Annotated in this window: 16 protein-coding genes; 8 read left to right on the forward strand and 8 right to left on the reverse strand. The window is 40.9% G+C overall.

Features of this window, described 5'->3' with window-relative positions:
- Window positions 1-33 precede the first annotated feature (33 nt).
- The 6 genes from pth to BLP46_RS02290 all read right to left on the reverse strand — a co-directional run bounded on the left by pth (window position 34) and on the right by BLP46_RS02290 (window position 3,974).
- Entirely contained in the window at window positions 34-627 is a 594-nt protein-coding gene (gene pth / locus BLP46_RS02265; RefSeq protein WP_092974979.1) for an aminoacyl-tRNA hydrolase, read from the reverse strand.
- Between the two features lie 63 nt (window positions 628-690).
- Entirely contained in the window at window positions 691-1,239 is a 549-nt protein-coding gene (locus BLP46_RS02270) for a hypothetical protein (RefSeq protein ID WP_092974982.1), read from the reverse strand.
- Window positions 1,240-1,287: 48 nt separating this feature from the next.
- Entirely contained in the window at window positions 1,288-1,611 is a 324-nt protein-coding gene (locus BLP46_RS02275; RefSeq protein WP_092974985.1) for a hypothetical protein, read from the reverse strand.
- Window positions 1,593-1,928: a hypothetical protein gene (locus BLP46_RS02280; protein WP_092974988.1), complete on the reverse strand. Its 336-nt coding sequence runs from the start codon at window positions 1,926-1,928 to the stop codon at window positions 1,593-1,595. Before BLP46_RS02280 ends, BLP46_RS02275 begins: the two co-directional genes overlap by 19 nt.
- A 172-nt stretch (window positions 1,929-2,100) precedes the next feature.
- Window positions 2,101-3,060: a ribose-phosphate diphosphokinase gene (locus tag BLP46_RS02285; RefSeq protein ID WP_092974991.1), complete on the reverse strand. Its 960-nt coding sequence runs from the start codon at window positions 3,058-3,060 to the stop codon at window positions 2,101-2,103.
- 158 nt (window positions 3,061-3,218) lie between these two features.
- Window positions 3,219-3,974, reverse strand: a complete 756-nt coding sequence (locus tag BLP46_RS02290) for a sugar phosphate nucleotidyltransferase (RefSeq protein ID WP_092974994.1) — start codon at window positions 3,972-3,974, stop codon at window positions 3,219-3,221.
- Window positions 3,975-4,292: 318 nt separating this feature from the next.
- On the opposite strand from BLP46_RS02290, the gene ppdK reads away from it, so the two are divergent.
- Together ppdK and BLP46_RS02300 are read left to right on the forward strand one after the other, a co-directional pair.
- Complete coding sequence (gene ppdK, locus BLP46_RS02295) at window positions 4,293-6,920, forward strand: pyruvate, phosphate dikinase (RefSeq protein ID WP_092974997.1); 2,628 nt, start codon at window positions 4,293-4,295, stop codon at window positions 6,918-6,920.
- Window positions 6,921-7,073: 153 nt separating this feature from the next.
- A complete protein-coding gene (locus BLP46_RS02300) occupies window positions 7,074-7,529 on the forward strand; it encodes a GNAT family N-acetyltransferase (RefSeq protein WP_092975000.1) in 456 nt (151 codons plus the stop codon).
- 113 nt (window positions 7,530-7,642) lie between these two features.
- Here BLP46_RS02300 and BLP46_RS02305 read toward each other — a convergent pair whose 3' ends face one another.
- Window positions 7,643-7,864, reverse strand: a complete 222-nt coding sequence (locus tag BLP46_RS02305; protein ID WP_092975003.1) for a DUF896 domain-containing protein — start codon at window positions 7,862-7,864, stop codon at window positions 7,643-7,645.
- Window positions 7,865-8,202: 338 nt separating this feature from the next.
- Here BLP46_RS02305 and BLP46_RS02310 point away from each other — a divergent pair, with 338 nt between their 5' ends.
- From BLP46_RS02310 to ilvC, 6 genes are all read left to right on the forward strand, one after another.
- Window positions 8,203-8,535: an ArsR/SmtB family transcription factor gene (locus BLP46_RS02310; RefSeq protein WP_092975006.1), complete on the forward strand. Its 333-nt coding sequence runs from the start codon at window positions 8,203-8,205 to the stop codon at window positions 8,533-8,535.
- Window positions 8,536-8,547: 12 nt separating this feature from the next.
- Window positions 8,548-9,156, forward strand: coding sequence for a class I SAM-dependent methyltransferase (locus tag BLP46_RS02315; RefSeq protein WP_092975009.1), 609 nt, complete (start codon window positions 8,548-8,550; stop codon window positions 9,154-9,156).
- Window positions 9,157-9,159: 3 nt separating this feature from the next.
- The gene (locus BLP46_RS02320; protein WP_092975012.1) at window positions 9,160-11,235 is read left to right on the forward strand and encodes a heavy metal translocating P-type ATPase; all 2,076 of its coding nucleotides are present in this window, start codon (window positions 9,160-9,162) and stop codon (window positions 11,233-11,235) included.
- Window positions 11,236-11,525: 290 nt separating this feature from the next.
- The gene (gene ilvB / locus BLP46_RS02325) at window positions 11,526-13,148 is read left to right on the forward strand and encodes a biosynthetic-type acetolactate synthase large subunit (protein ID WP_092975015.1); all 1,623 of its coding nucleotides are present in this window, start codon (window positions 11,526-11,528) and stop codon (window positions 13,146-13,148) included.
- 12 nt (window positions 13,149-13,160) lie between these two features.
- The gene (ilvN, locus tag BLP46_RS02330; RefSeq protein WP_092975018.1) at window positions 13,161-13,649 is read left to right on the forward strand and encodes an acetolactate synthase small subunit; all 489 of its coding nucleotides are present in this window, start codon (window positions 13,161-13,163) and stop codon (window positions 13,647-13,649) included.
- A 62-nt stretch (window positions 13,650-13,711) separates the two neighbouring features.
- Window positions 13,712-14,752: a ketol-acid reductoisomerase gene (gene ilvC / locus BLP46_RS02335; RefSeq protein ID WP_092975021.1), complete on the forward strand. Its 1,041-nt coding sequence runs from the start codon at window positions 13,712-13,714 to the stop codon at window positions 14,750-14,752.
- Window positions 14,753-14,968: 216 nt separating this feature from the next.
- On the opposite strand, the gene BLP46_RS02340 is transcribed toward ilvC, so the two are convergent.
- Window positions 14,969-15,358, reverse strand: a complete 390-nt coding sequence (locus BLP46_RS02340; protein ID WP_092975024.1) for a P-II family nitrogen regulator — start codon at window positions 15,356-15,358, stop codon at window positions 14,969-14,971.
- Window positions 15,359-15,370: the final 12 nt, after the last annotated feature.

Raw genomic sequence — 15,370 nt, forward strand, 5'->3', positions numbered from 1 at the left:
TTATTGCAATTTGTGAAAAGATTTGTGCTAATCTTAGTTGTACAGGTTCATAGCCCTGTCGATTTTTCCTTCTGTAATTAGTTCAACTGCTCCCGAGGCGTTGTCAAACATCTTTTCAAGAAGTTTTTGCTCATCATCGGTAAAGCGTGAAAGCACCCAGTCGGCTAAATCCCATCCCGGATTTGGTTTTGCGCCTATTCCGATTTTGATACGAGGGAATTTATCGCTTCCGCTAAGATAAATTATGCTGCGCATACCCTTTTGACCGCCGTCGCTTCCTTTTGAGCGGATACGCATTTTGCCTACGTCAAGTGAAATATCGTCAAATATAACGATGACGTTTTCAGGCGGAATTTTATAAAAATTCATAGCTTCAACAACAGCCTGACCGCTGTTGTTCATATAGGTTGTAGGTTTCATCAGCAAAACCTTTTTGCCGTTTATGCTGCATTCGCCGACAAAACTTTTGAATTTGATTCTGTTTACTTTGCAGTCAAGCTTTTCGGCAATATGGTCAAGGGCAAGCCAACCCGTGTTGTGACGTGTGTTTTCATATTTTTTATCAGGATTGCCGAGTCCGACAACAATATATTCTACCGAACCGCCGAATTTTTTATTTCCAAACATAGTTGCTCCCACATTTATTTATTCTTTAGTTTTTATGTGCTTTTAATTGTGACTTTGTTATGATTACACTTTCCCGAACTCAAGCACTACCCAGTCGTCGTCGCCAAGGTGGTATGGGCTTTGGCAATAAGGACAGTTGTGCTCATGTGTTGCGTCAAAACTTGCTCCGCAGCTTTTACATTCAACTCTTTTAAGCGAGAAGTTCGGATTTTGCAGTGTGTGAATGTTTCGGCAAACCTTGATGTGAAGTTCGTCTCTTCTTTTGTGTACCGAATTATTTTTGTAAATATAATCGGTTATGTAGTAATTCATATCAACATAACAGTAGATGCCGTTTACATTAAATGAATTAAGCCTGATTACGCCCGAAAAATCAATGTCAATCACATTTTTTAATTTGTTTTGCATCGGCTGACCTTCATATATGGCAAGGTTTTCGTAATCGTCGCTGAAAATCATCATTTTTATCAGGGCAAACATTTTTCCGACGAAATATTCGTATGAAAAATTACTGTCAATTTGTTTCATATATTTTGGCAGGTTGTGTTTTGCGGAGTACAGCCTGCCCATAGCGGGGATTGAGGCAAACGATTTAAAAAGTGTTTTTGCCATAAAACTAAAACCCCATAATACGTATCCGCCAAATGCACCTAAAAATATTCAGGCAATTACGCTGAACACCGTTTCCGGAGTTATTGCCGTGTGAGTGGTGTTGAACCAGTAATAAGCTGTAACCAAGATGGACGGTTTTCCCATCCATAAAAGCACAAGCCTTTTGCCGCTCGGCAAACTTTTACTAAAGTCCTTGATAAAGAAGAAATTGGTTACCTTTGGAAAAAGGTCGGTGATAATAAACTTGGTTTTGCAGTGAGGGCATCCTCCGAGCAATGTTTTTATACTGCTTACGGCTCCGCAGTTCGGACAGCAGCACACTTCGTCACAGTTTTGGTCAAGCAGTCTGGTTATCATTGCATAAAATGCCATTTTGTCTTTTTGGCTTGATATTTTTCCCCGTTTTTTAAATAAGTTTTTTTAACTTTATAATGTGCAACAGATGTTGTACTGCGGAATTTTCCGGAATCCCTGAGGCTTCCAAATGTGTAAATATCGTTAGGATTTTCGCCGTTTTGAACAAAATCATAGTTTACCGATAAACCGTATGACTTCATTCTTTTTTCCTGCAAGTCCATTGCGTAAATTAAATCAAGCGAAGCGGATTCGGGTTCTTTTCCGTCAAGTCCCCACTGTTTAAAATCACGTATAAATTCGTTTAAAATTTCATTGCTGCTTTTTTCTTGCATAACTTTCCCTCATAAACTCACACTTAAAAAACAGATACGGCGGGTTAAAAATAACCCGCCTGTCTATATACTAATATTAAACAGAAAGGGTAAGACGTGCTCACTATTACTATTATATTAGCATTAATCTATTGTATTCCAAACCTACGGAATAATTTGTCATAATAAGTTATCAGCCGAATGCAGTTGTGAATGGCTTGTCGTTGTAAATTCTTGCGATTGCTTCTGCAAATGTCGGAGCAACAGGAAGAATTGTGAATTTGTCAATCATCTTTTCCTCAGGAACAGGAATTGTATCAAGCAAAACAACTTCCTTAATTGCGCTGTTCTTGATTCTTTCAACAGCAGGACCTGACAAAACTGCGTGTGTTGCACAGGCATAAACTTCTGTTGCGCCGCCCTTTTCAACAATTGCGTTTGCAGCGTTGCAAAGTGTTCCTGCGGTGTCAATCATATCGTCAACAAGAATAACCTTTTTGCCTCTTGCGTCGCCGATAATGTTCATAACTTCGCATACATTAGCCTTTGGTCTGCGCTTGTCAATGATTGCAAGGCTTGCGCCGATTCTTGAAGCAAAGTTTCTTGAACGAGTAACCGAACCCAAATCCGGAGATACTACAACATAGTCGTCAGGATTTCCGCCGATTTTCTCACGCATGTGGTTTGCAAGAATAGAAGCACCCTTGAGGTGGTCAACAGGAATATTGAAAAATCCCTGAATCTGGTTTGCGTGGAGGTCCATTGTAAGCACACGGTCTGCGCCGGCAGTTGTAATTATATCGGCACAAAGTTTTGCAGAAATCGGATCTCTTGCCTTAGCTTTTCTGTCCTGTCTTGCATAGCCGAAATACGGCATAACTGCTGTGATTCTTGCAGCAGATGCACGCTTCATAGCGTCAATCATTATGAGCATTTCCATAAGATTGTCATTTACCGGTGTGCAGGTTGACTGAACGATAAAGCAGTCGCTTCCGCGAACTGATTCGTGAAGCGATACAGCAATTTCGCCGTCTGAGAAATGAGTGCAGTCGCTCTTGCCAAGAGGCAAGCCGAGACAGCCTGCAATTCCCTGAGCTACGTCAACATTTGAATTGCCGGAAAAAATTTTGATGTCCTTACCGTGAAAATTCATTGCAATAACTCCTTTGATTGTTTATATTGAATTCTTGTTTGACTGATTTATGATTATTCGATATGCAAAGCCGCAAAAGCTGTGCCTCGCATTTTGAATACTAAATAATATAATTTTCTGTAACTATGCAGCTATAATACGTTTTATTAAATTTTAAATCAAAGACTGCAGGTGTATCCTTTTTGCTTTGCAATTTGATTAAGCTCTTCAAGCTGAGCCGGGTCGTTTGCGCCGAGTACGGTATCACTGCATTCGGCAGTATAGGCTTCAACCTTCTTGCCGTCCGAAAGCAAAAGCTTTATTGCGTCGGGCAAATAATATTCTCCGGCTTTATTGTTTGATTTAATTCTGTCAAGAACCGATAAAAGCAGCTGACAGTCAAACCAAAATCCGCCTGAATTAACCTCGTTGATTTTAAGAGTTTCTTCGTCAGCGTCCTTTTGTTCAACAATAGCTTTAAGACTTCCGTCTTCGCCTCTTACAATTCTGCCGTATCCGGTCGGGTTATCGACTTTTGCTGAGATAACGGTAGCCGAGCTTTGGCTTTCAATGTGCTTATCAAGGGATTTTTTAATTGTGTCGCTTGTCATAAACGGTGCGTCTCCGTTAAGAATTACAACGTTACCGCTGTGCTTTTTAAGAAATTCCTTGGCCATCATAACCGCATGACCGGTTCCGAGCCTTTCTGCCTGAAAAACGCTCTCAACTTCAAAGTCAAGTGTGTCGATAAAGTCTTCAATACATTCCTTTTTGTAGCCCTTAACAATGCAGATGTCATCAATTCCCGCACCCTTAAGCGCCGAGATAACCCACAAAAGCATAGGCTTGTTAAGTACCATAGAAAGGGTTTTTGGTTTGTCGGACTTCATACGTTTTCCCTCGCCGCCGGCAAGGATTATTGCACAATTGTTCATTATAAAACCTCACAAACAGATAAGATATGTATTAAATTTGTGCGTCAACTGCACAATAAGACACAATATTATTATCGCATAAAAATTACAAATTTCAAGTGAATTTTACAAAAACGCACTAATTATGTGCATTTTAAACGATTTATACAATATTGATAAAATATATTTCTGTTTTTTATCAGAAAAATTTTTAAAAAAATGTAGCTATTTCATCAATTATTTGTTATAATATGGTTTAGGCTTATACAAGCTGGCAGAATTATGCATATTTCTGTCACAGCCATATATTATCAATTATATTATAGGAGGTTTACCGGTATGGCAAACAAGTGGGTTTACCTTTTTACAGAAGGTAATGCTAACATGCGTGAGCTCCTCGGCGGTAAGGGTGCAAACCTTGCAGAAATGACAGGTTTGGGTCTTCCGGTTCCACAGGGCTTCACAATTACAACAGAGGCTTGTACTCAGTATTATGAGGACGGCAGAGAAATCAACGATGAGATTCAGGGACAGATTAATGAATACATCGAAAAGATGGAAGAAATTACAGGCAAGAAATTCGGCGACAAGGAAAATCCTCTTCTCGTTTCTGTTCGTTCGGGTGCAAGAGCTTCTATGCCCGGTATGATGGATACAATCCTCAACCTCGGTCTTAACGAAACTGTTGTAAACGTAATTGCAGAAAAGTCAAACAACCCACGTTGGGCTTGGGACTGTTACAGAAGATTTATTCAGATGTACTCCGACGTTGTTATGGAAGTTGGTAAGAAGTACTTTGAAGAGCTTATCGACAAGATGAAGGCTGAAAGAGGCGTTACTTATGACGTAGAGCTTACAGCTGACGACCTTAAGGAACTTGCTTCACAGTTCAAAGCTGAATATAAGGCTAAAATCGGCGTTGACTTCCCTGATGATCCTAAGGAACAGCTTATGGGCGCAGTTAAGGCTGTATTCCGTTCTTGGGATAACCCTCGTGCAAACGTATATCGCCGTGACAACGATATCCCTTATTCATGGGGTACTGCCGTTAACGTTCAGTCAATGGCATTTGGTAATATGGGCGACGATTGCGGTACCGGTGTTGCATTTACACGTGACCCTGCTACCGGTGAAAAGAAACTTATGGGTGAATTCCTTGTAAACGCACAGGGCGAAGACGTTGTTGCCGGTGTTCGTACACCAATGCCTATCCAGAAGATGGCTGACGAATTCCCGGAAGCATTTGCTGAATTCCAGAAAGTTTGCAAAACACTTGAAGATCATTATAGAGATATGCAGGATATGGAGTTTACTGTAGAGAACAAGAAGCTCTATATGCTCCAGACAAGAAACGGTAAGAGAACAGCTCAGGCTGCTCTTAAGATTGCTTGTGACCTCGTTGACGAAGGTATGAGAACAGAAAAAGAAGCTGTTGCAATGATCGACCCTCGTAACCTTGACACACTTCTTCACCCACAGTTCGACGCTGCTGCTCTTAAGGCTGCAACTCCTTTGGGCAAGGGTCTCGGTGCTTCTCCCGGTGCTGCTTGCGGTAAGGTAGTATTCACTGCTGAAGACGCTGAAGCTTGGAACGAAAAGGGCGAAAAGGTTGTTCTTGTTCGTCTTGAAACATCACCTGAAGATATTACAGGTATGAAGGCTTCACAGGGTATCCTCACAGTTCGTGGCGGTATGACATCTCACGCAGCCGTTGTTGCTCGTGGTATGGGTACTTGCTGCGTATCAGGTTGCGGCGATATCATTATGGACGAAGCTAACAAGCAGTTCACACTTGCAGGCAAGACCTTCAAGGAAGGCGACTATATTTCAATCGACGGTTCAACAGGTAACATCTACGAAGGTGCTATTGCTACAACAGACGCTAAGATTGCAGGCGAGTTCGGCAGAATTATGTCTTGGGCTGACAAGTACAGAAAGCTCAAAGTTAGAACAAACGCTGATACTCCTGCTGATGCTAAGAAAGCAAGAGAGCTTGGCGCAGAAGGTATCGGTCTTTGCCGTACAGAGCATATGTTCTTTGAAGAGGACAGAATCGCTGCATTCCGTGAGATGATTTGTTCAGATACAGTTGAAGAGAGAGAAGCTGCTCTTGAGAAGATTCTTCCTTATCAGCAGGGCGACTTCAAGGCTCTTTATGAGGCTCTCGAAGGCAACCCGGTTACAATCCGTTTCCTTGATCCGCCTCTCCACGAGTTTGTTCCTACCGAAGAAGCTGACATCAAGAAGCTTGCTGACGCTCAGGGCAAATCAGTTGAAGACATTAAGGCTATTATCGCTTCTCTCCACGAGTTCAACCCAATGATGGGTCACCGTGGCTGCCGTCTTGCAGTAACATATCCTGAAATTGCAAAGATGCAGACAAAGGCTGTTATCCGTGCTGCTATCGAAGTTCAGAAAGAGCATCCGGATTGGACAGTAGAGCCTGAAATTATGATTCCGCTCGTTTGCGAAGTTAAAGAGCTTAAGTATGTTAAGAAGATCGTTGTTGAAACTGCTGATGCTGAGATCAAGGCTGCCGGCGTTGACCTTAAGTACGAAGTAGGTACAATGATTGAAATTCCTCGTGCTGCTCTTACAGCTGACGAAATTGCTACTGAAGCTGACTTCTTCTGCTTCGGTACAAACGACCTTACTCAGATGACATTCGGCTTCAGCCGTGATGATGCAGGTAAGTTCCTCAATGCATATTATGATGCTAAGATTTTTGAAAACGATCCGTTTGCAAAGCTCGACCAGACAGGCGTTGGCAAGCTTATGGAAACCGCTATCAAGATTGGTAAGCCGGTTAATCCAAAGCTCCACGTTGGTATCTGCGGTGAGCACGGCGGCGACCCATCTTCAGTAGAGTTCTGCCACAAGATTGGTCTTGACTATGTATCATGCTCACCATTCCGTGTGCCGATAGCTCGTCTTGCTGCTGCTCAGGCTGCCGTTGCTGAAGATTGATTTTAATATTATAATAGTTATAGTATTAATCAATTTGCGTAATTGCATAACATTATAATTAATTATGGGCGTTCTGTTTGGAACGCCCATTTTGTTGTTGTGATATTCAAGTTTTATGATAAATATCTATTGCAAAATTAAAAGGTGACAATAATGAAAATCGTAGACGGAAAGCCGTATATCGCAGATATTAGTGAATTGATTAAGGAATATTATCAAAGGCTTGGAAGAGATTTGTCTTTTCAAAATATTGATGATGAGCTTAAGAATCCTGCAAAAAAATATATTCCACCCGAAGGTGAGATTTTGGTGGCAATTATTGACAACAAAGTTGTCGGTATGGTGGCGTATCATCGCCTGACCGATACCTGTTGTGAGATGAAACGCCTTTATGTTAAATCTGAGTGCAGAGGAATGAAGCTTGGCGAGAAGTTGATTCAAAACATCATAAGTAATTCTGTTAAGGCAGGTTACAAGGAAATGGTTTTGGATACAATAAAACCGTTGAAATCTGCAATTTATTTATATAAAAAATTTGGATTTGTTGAATGTAAGCCTTATTATAATAATCCTATGGACGATGTGATTTATTTAAAAAAGACCTTGTAATTTTAAGGCTTATTTGTGCTTTTGACTTTAATTCCAAATCAAATTGTTGAAAACAATGCAATAACAATTGAGATATACAAAAGGAACACTCCGTGCGGAATGTTCCTTTTGTTTTATTTATTCTCTTTTTTCTTATATGCTTCCTTAAACGGAACAACGCTGCCGTCCTTTTCCTTGACACTTACTCCGTCAAGAGTTTGGTCAAACTGAGCGCGAATGTCGCCGAGATATATTTTGTAAAGTTCCTTTTGTTCAGCTTGTTCCTCAGGTGTAAGTCCCTGTTCACGTTTCTTTTTTGCAAGTTCGTTTATTCTTGTTAAAAGGTTTTCTGCCATAAATATCAACTCCGATTGTGTAGTAATATCAGCTTTATAATCATAGCACAGAGGTTTGCCGATTTTAAGACAGTGGGGAATAATAGGGGGCTTAATACCTTAATGAATCTCTGAAAAGTTACGCCCTTTTGCGTTGCTTGAAATCGGTTAAAAGCTCTGCTTAAAATCTGATATTAACTGCATTATATCACAATAGTTTTGTGATGACAATATTGTGTTTGGCTTAAAAATATATTTCAAATCTATTGACAATACTATATTTGTATGTTATATTAATATCAACATATGAACATATATTCATATGAACAAACGAAAATTTGTTAGGTGGGGCTACTGAAATGGAAAATATAGCAAAAGACAGTAACACAAAAAATACTAAAAAGGATATACCTGATTTGGATGTGTTGTTTGAGCTTGCAGACCTGTTTAAGGTTTTTGGCGATTCAACAAGGCTAAGAATTATGTATATAATCTCAGACACGGAAATGTCTGTTCTCAGCATAGCCGAATCGCTTAATATGGAGCAAAGCACAATTTCACACCAACTTAGAGTACTACGACAAAACAAACTTGTGAAAGTAAGGCGTGAGGGCAAACAAATTTATTATACGCTTGACGATGACCACGTAAAGCGCATTATAGAAATGGGACTTGACCACGTGCTTGAGTAAACGAGGTTTGGTATGAAAGTTGAGTTTTGGAATAAGTACGCACCATTTTACAATCTGTTTATGAAAAAAGACGAAAAAATGTATCGTGAAATGTTCAGTCTGATACGCAGACAGGTGATGGGGAAAACCGTTCTTGAGGTTGCGACCGGAACCGGATTGATTGCAAAGAACATTGCGGATTGTACCAAAAGAACTGATGCAACCGATTATTCAGAAAAAATGATACAACAGGCAAAGAAAAATTGTAATTCAAAGAATTTGACATTCTCGATTCAAAATGCATATCATCTTACATTTGCCGATGAGTCCTATGACGTCGTAGTAATTTCAAATGCTTTGCACATTATGACAGATCCTGAAAAGGCATTACAGGAAATCGGAAGAGTTTTAAAAAAAGACGGATTGCTTATCGCTCCGACCTTTGTCCAGGGAAATATAAACGTGTTTCAGTCTTTACTTTTAAATCTGATGCATATTATCGGTTTTACACCAAATAAATGGACAGCAAAAGAATATTTAGATTTTTTGCAGAGAAATGGTTGGAGAATAAAAAAGTATAAAAAGACAGGCGGTTGGTTTCCGCTTGCATATGTTGAATGTATATACAATAAGGGGGAATAGAGTATGAAACATTCATATACTATTGAAAATCTTAATTGCGCTCATTGTGCAGGAAAGATAGAGCAAAAAATTGCCAATACCGAGGGCTTTGAAAATGTAAGCTACAATTTCGCGACAAAACAGCTTAATTTTCGCTCCGAAAAGAAAAATCCGGTAGCAGAAATTCAGAGTATTTGTGACAGCATAGAGGACGGTACCCATGTTGTTGATAATGCGGCTAAAGTTAAGAAATCCGATGATGAAGAAAAGAAGTTTGGCTTAGATAAAATATTCTTAATTATTTCTATTGTTCTCGGTTTAATTTCAATCGTACTTGAATATACCGTTGCAGATACAACAACCTGGGGAAAATATGTATTGTTTGTTCTTTGCCTTGCGGCTACGGTTCTTGCAGGATATGAGGTATTCATTGAGGGATTTAAGAATATTATCAAGCTTAGAATTGATGAAACCACGCTTATGTCGGTTGCCGTAATTGCGGCGTTTTGTCTTGGACAGTTTGTTGAAGCCGCAATGGTTGCAATCCTATTCTCACTCGGTGAGTTCATTGAGGACAAAGCCGTTAATACTTCCCGCAGAGATATTGAGAAACTTGCAAAAATTCGCCCCGATACCGCAATAATTTTGTCAAACGGCAATGAAAGAACAGTTGCAGCCGAGGATGTTCAGATTGGCACAACAGTTGTTGTAAAACCATATGAAAGAATACCTCTTGACGGTGTTGTGCTTTCGGGCAAAACAACAGTAGATACATCGGCTCTTACCGGAGAAAGTTTGCCTGTTGAAGTTGAGGAGGGCAGCGAGGTAATGAGCGGCTCAATCAACGGAAACGGACTTATTCACATAAAAACAACAAAGGTATTCGGTGACAGCACAGCCACAAGAATTTTAAATCTTGTTGAAGATGCCGCTGCTCAAAAGGGTAAAAACGAAAAACTCATTTCTCGTTTTGCATCTGTTTATACGCCGATAGTAATCGCAATTGCGGCATTAATTGCAATTGTTCCGCCTCTGCTCGGATTAGGCGCATTTTCGGAATGGCTTTACAGAGCGCTTGTTTGTTTGGTTGCTTCCTGTCCATGCGCTATCGTAATTTCAGTACCACTCTCTTATTATTCCGGAATCGGTGCGGCTTCAAAGGTCGGCGTGCTTGTTAAGGGAGGCAAATATCTTGAAGCCTTAGCTGAAGCAGACGCATTCGTATTTGATAAAACAGGAACGCTCACAAGCGGCAAACTCAGAGTTGACAAAGTAAACGCAACATCAAATTACTCGGAAGATGAAGTTCTTGCATATGCGGCTGCTTGCGAAAAATATTCAACTCACCCGATTGCAATTGCAATAAAAAATAAAGCAAAGAATCTCAACATTCCCGAGTTATCGGATTATGAAGAGAATGCAGGTCACGGAACAGCTGCCAAGCTTAACGGCAAAACACTTGAGTGCGGCGGTACTAAGATTTTGAGTGACAGCCAAAAGGCAAAGTTCGGCAAAAATGCTTCTGTATTTGTTGTTTATGACGGAGAAGTTATCGGTACAATTTCGGTAAGCGATACCGTAAGACAGGAGTCAAAAAATGTTATTTCAAGCCTAAAGGCGCTTGGCGTAAAAAATACAGTTATGCTTACCGGCGATTCCTCGGCAAATGCCGAAAAGGTCAGTAAGGAGCTTGGACTTGACAATTATAAAGCCGAGCTTATGCCTGACGACAAGCTTACGAATATTCAACAAATTAAACGCAACTCCAAATCTGTTTGCTTCGTGGGTGACGGAATAAACGACGCACCTGTATTGTCGGCAAGCGACTGCGGAATTGCAATGGGTCTTGGCAGTGAAGCCGCAATTGAGGCTTCCGACGCTGTTCTTTCGGCAGGTAACCTTACTCAGCTTACGTCAGCGGTAAAAATTGCACGCAAAACTATGAGTACAATTCATATCAATATCACATTTGCTCTCCTTGTAAAGGCTGCGGTAATTATTCTTGCGGCATTTGGCTTTGCTGCAATGTGGATGTCGGTTGTGGCAGATACAGGCGTTTGCGTTTTGTGTGTACTGTATGCGGCAAGGCTCTTAAAGTAAAGTTTTTAATTTAATAAAGGCAGTGCTCTGTTTTGAATAGAAGCAATTTCAAACAGCGCAATGAAGTATAAATGATAGTTTTATAAATGCCATATACAAGCACGAAATTTACAAAATAAAATATTGACGAAATTTTCAGAAAATCGTCACAAAAAGTATGAGCAGAACGTGTTTCTGCTCTTTACTTTTTTGAATTACTAAGGTATAATATACGGTAAAGCAAAGCCTGACGTTAGTTTGGTGTTTGCTTTTAATTTCGGATTAATCAAGGCTAAGGAGGGACAAATAATATGATCAGCGGTGCTGAGATTATGGTAAAATGTTTGGAGGCCGAGGGTGTTAACGTCGTCTTTGGTTATCCGGGTGCGGCTATTTGCCCCTTCTATGATAAGCTCTATAATTCAAGCATAAAGCACGTTCTTGTTCGTGAAGAGCAAAATGCGGCTCACGCTGCAAGCGGTTACGCAAGGTGCAGTGACCGTCCGGGCGTTTGTGTTGCAACTTCCGGACCCGGTGCAACTAATTTGATTACCGGCATTGCAACTGCCTATACCGATTCTATCCCGATTATTGCAATAACCGGACAGGTGCGTTCTGACTTGCTCGGAAGAGATGTGTTCCAGGAGGCAGACATAACAGGTGCCTGCGAGCCATTCGTAAAACACAGTTATCTTGTTAACAAGACGGAAGATTTGCCGCGTGTATTTAAAGAGGCATTTCACATTGCTTCAACAGGAAGAAAAGGTCCTGTGCTGATTGATATTCCTATTGATATTCAGGAAAATGAGATAGAGGAATTTGTATATCCCGATGAGGTTAATATAATCGGATACAAGCCAAACACCAAGGGACACGCAATTCAGGTTAAACGTGCTCTTGAAACTATAAAAAGCAGTAAGCGCCCTGTAATTGTTGCAGGCGGCGGTGTGCTCAGTTCGGGCATTAAGCCGAAATTCCAGCTTTTTGCAGACAAAACCAAAATCCCTGTAATTTCAACAATGATGGGAATCGGAGTTATGCCGAGTGACCATGAAATGTATCTTGGTATGCTCGGAACTCACGGAAGAGCCGTTGCAAACCGTGCGCTTCACGAAGCAGATGTTGTTATCGTATGCGGAGCAAGACTTGGCGACAGAGCCGTTGCTTCACCTCACCAGATGAGTGAGAATACAACGGTTATTCATATTGATATTGACCCTGCCGAAATTGGAAAGAACGTAAAGACTGAAATTCCGATTGTCGGTGATATGAAAAATGTTCTTAACGCTTTGCTTGACGGAATCGGCGACTATGAGGTTTTGCCGGAATGGAATGCCACCGTTAAGGAGTGGAAAAAAGAGCTTCACAAGGAGCCTCCGACTTTTGACGGCTATGTTGAACCGAGAACCCTTGTTAGTCACCTGAGCGCAATGTTCCGTTCAAAGGCAATTTTGGTTGCCGACGTAGGACAAAACCAGATTTGGTGTGCTAACAATTTCCGTATACGTGAGGGTCGTTTCCTGACAACAGGCGGTATGGGTACTATGGGATATTCAATTCCTGCCGCTGTCGGTGCAAAATTTGCAAGACCAAAGCGTGACGTTATTGTTATTTGCGGCGACGGAAGTTTTCAGATGAGTATGAATGAACTTGCCACTATTGCAGGAAATAATTTGGGAATTAAGATTATTATTATGCGTAATTCTCGTCTTGGTATGGTGCGTGAGCTTCAGGACAAACACTACGGCAAAAGACATTCTGCAACTATTCTTGAGGGCGACCCTGATTTTCTGAAAATTGCCGAAGCTTACGGAATTGACCACGCAGAGGCTCACTCAAACGAAGAAGCCGAAAAAATCATTCAGGGTATTGTAAAGTCCGACAAGCCGTTTATCCTTGTTTGTGATGTATACCCGGATACTCCGTCGATTTAATGAGGTGACAGAATGCAGTATACATTATCAATACTTGTAGAAAATCAGGCAGGTGTTCTGTCAAAAATTTCGGGACTTTTTTCCCGAAGGGGCTTCAACATTGATTCGCTCGCAGTAGGAGTTACAAACAACCCCGCAGTTTCAAGAATAACCATTGTTGCAAACGGCGACGAATACGTTGTTGAGCAGCTTGAAAAACAGCTCAATAAGTTGATTCCGGTTATTAAGGTAAAGCGCCTTGACGGTGACTTTATCAGCCGTGAATTGATTTTAATAAAGGTGCATTGCACGGCTTCAAAACGTTCTGAAATAATTCAGACGGCAGAAATTATGAATGCAAAGATTGTTGACGCCGCACAAAGCTGCGTAACAATTGAATTTTGCGAATGTACCAACAGAATAAACACACTTATAGACTTACTTAAGCCTTATGGTATCCGTGAGATTGTACGAACGGGCACAATTGCCGTTGACAGAGGCAATACCGCACTTTGCGTATAACCTTGCAGCTATAACATATATCATTTTATAATATCGCTTCGGCGATAAGGAGGAATTTAAAAATGAAAGACTACAAAGAAAACATGAAGGCACCAATCTATTACCAGTCAGACTGCAACCTGTCTTTGCTTGACGGAAAGAAAATTGCAATCATCGGATACGGTAGCCAGGGACATGCACACGCACTCAACCTTAAGGATTCGGGCTGCGACGTTATTATTGGTCTTTATAAAGGTAGTAAATCCTGGGCAAAAGCAGAAGCACAGGGATTTAAGGTATATACAGCCGCTGAGGCTGCAAAGCAGGCTGACATTATTATGATTCTTATTAACGATGAGAAGCAGGCTGCAATGTACAAGAAAGACATTGAGCCAAACCTCGAAGCAGGCAATATGCTTATGTTTGCTCACGGCTTTGCAATTCACTTCGGTCAGATAGTACCTCCTGCTGACGTTGACGTTACTATGATTGCTCCTAAGGGACCGGGTCACACAGTAAGAAGTGAGTATCAGGCAGGCAAGGGTGTTCCGTGTCTTGTTGCTGTTGAACAGGACGCAACAGGCAAGGCTAAGGATTTAGCACTTGCATATTCACTCGGTATCGGCGGTGCAAGAGCCGGTGTTCTTGAAACAACATTCAGAACAGAAACAGAAACTGACCTCTTCGGTGAGCAGGCTGTTCTTTGCGGCGGTGTTTGCGCACTTATGCAGGCTGGTTTTGAGACACTTTGCGAAGCAGGTTATGACCCAAGAAACGCTTACTTTGAGTGTATCCATGAGATGAAGCTTATCGTTGACCTTATCTATCAGTCAGGTTTTGCAGGTATGAGATATTCAATTTCAAATACTGCTGAATATGGCGACTATATCACAGGTCCAAAGATTATCACAGAAGATACAAAGAAGGCTATGAAGCAGATTCTTTCAAATATCCAGGACGGTACATTTGCAAAAGACTTCTTGCTTGATATGTCACCTGCAGGCGGACAGGCTCACTTCCGTGCAATGAGAAAAATCCACGCTGAGGCTCCTGCTGAAGTTATCGGTAAGGAAGTTAGAAAGCTTTACAGCTGGTCTGACGAAGACAAACTCATCAACAACTGATTTTGTTGAAATACATAAAATACTCGGGACATCGAATAAACGACGTCCCGATTTTTAATGCTGTTTAATGTGTTTTATTCATAATTAAAGGACCTTGTGTATTTGTTTTTAAAGCAAAGTGTTACTCAGCATTCGCAATTTCAATGTGTAATTTCGGATGAAGTTTTGAATAACTCTACTGTCTTAAGGGTGGAAAACATCTGCACTGTGGTTAAATTAATCGTCAAAATTAGGAGTTTGAATAGCGTCATAACCCGTTTCACCGGTTCGGATTTTTACTGCCTGCTTTAGGTAATACGTAAAAATCTTTCCGTCTCCGGGATTGCCCGTATATGCAGTTTTCTTGATTGCCTCAATTGTCTTTCTCTCCCATTCTTCTGAGGAAACAACAATTTCAAATTTTATTTTGGGCAATACCTGAACGTCAACCTTTTGACCTCTTACATACTCGGACATACCTCTCTGAATACCACAGCCGACAACCTGATAGGCTGTAATGCCGTTTACTCCGATGTCAGTGAGTGCCTTTTTTACGTCAATAAACATTTCTTCACGAACAACAGCTTCAATTTTTATAAGCTGAACATCGTTATTGTTATTTTCCATAATATATTAACC

It is taken from the genome of Ruminococcus sp. YE282 (genome assembly GCA_900101355.1).
Taxonomy (GTDB): domain Bacteria; phylum Bacillota; class Clostridia; order Oscillospirales; family Acutalibacteraceae; genus Ruminococcoides; species Ruminococcoides bromii_A.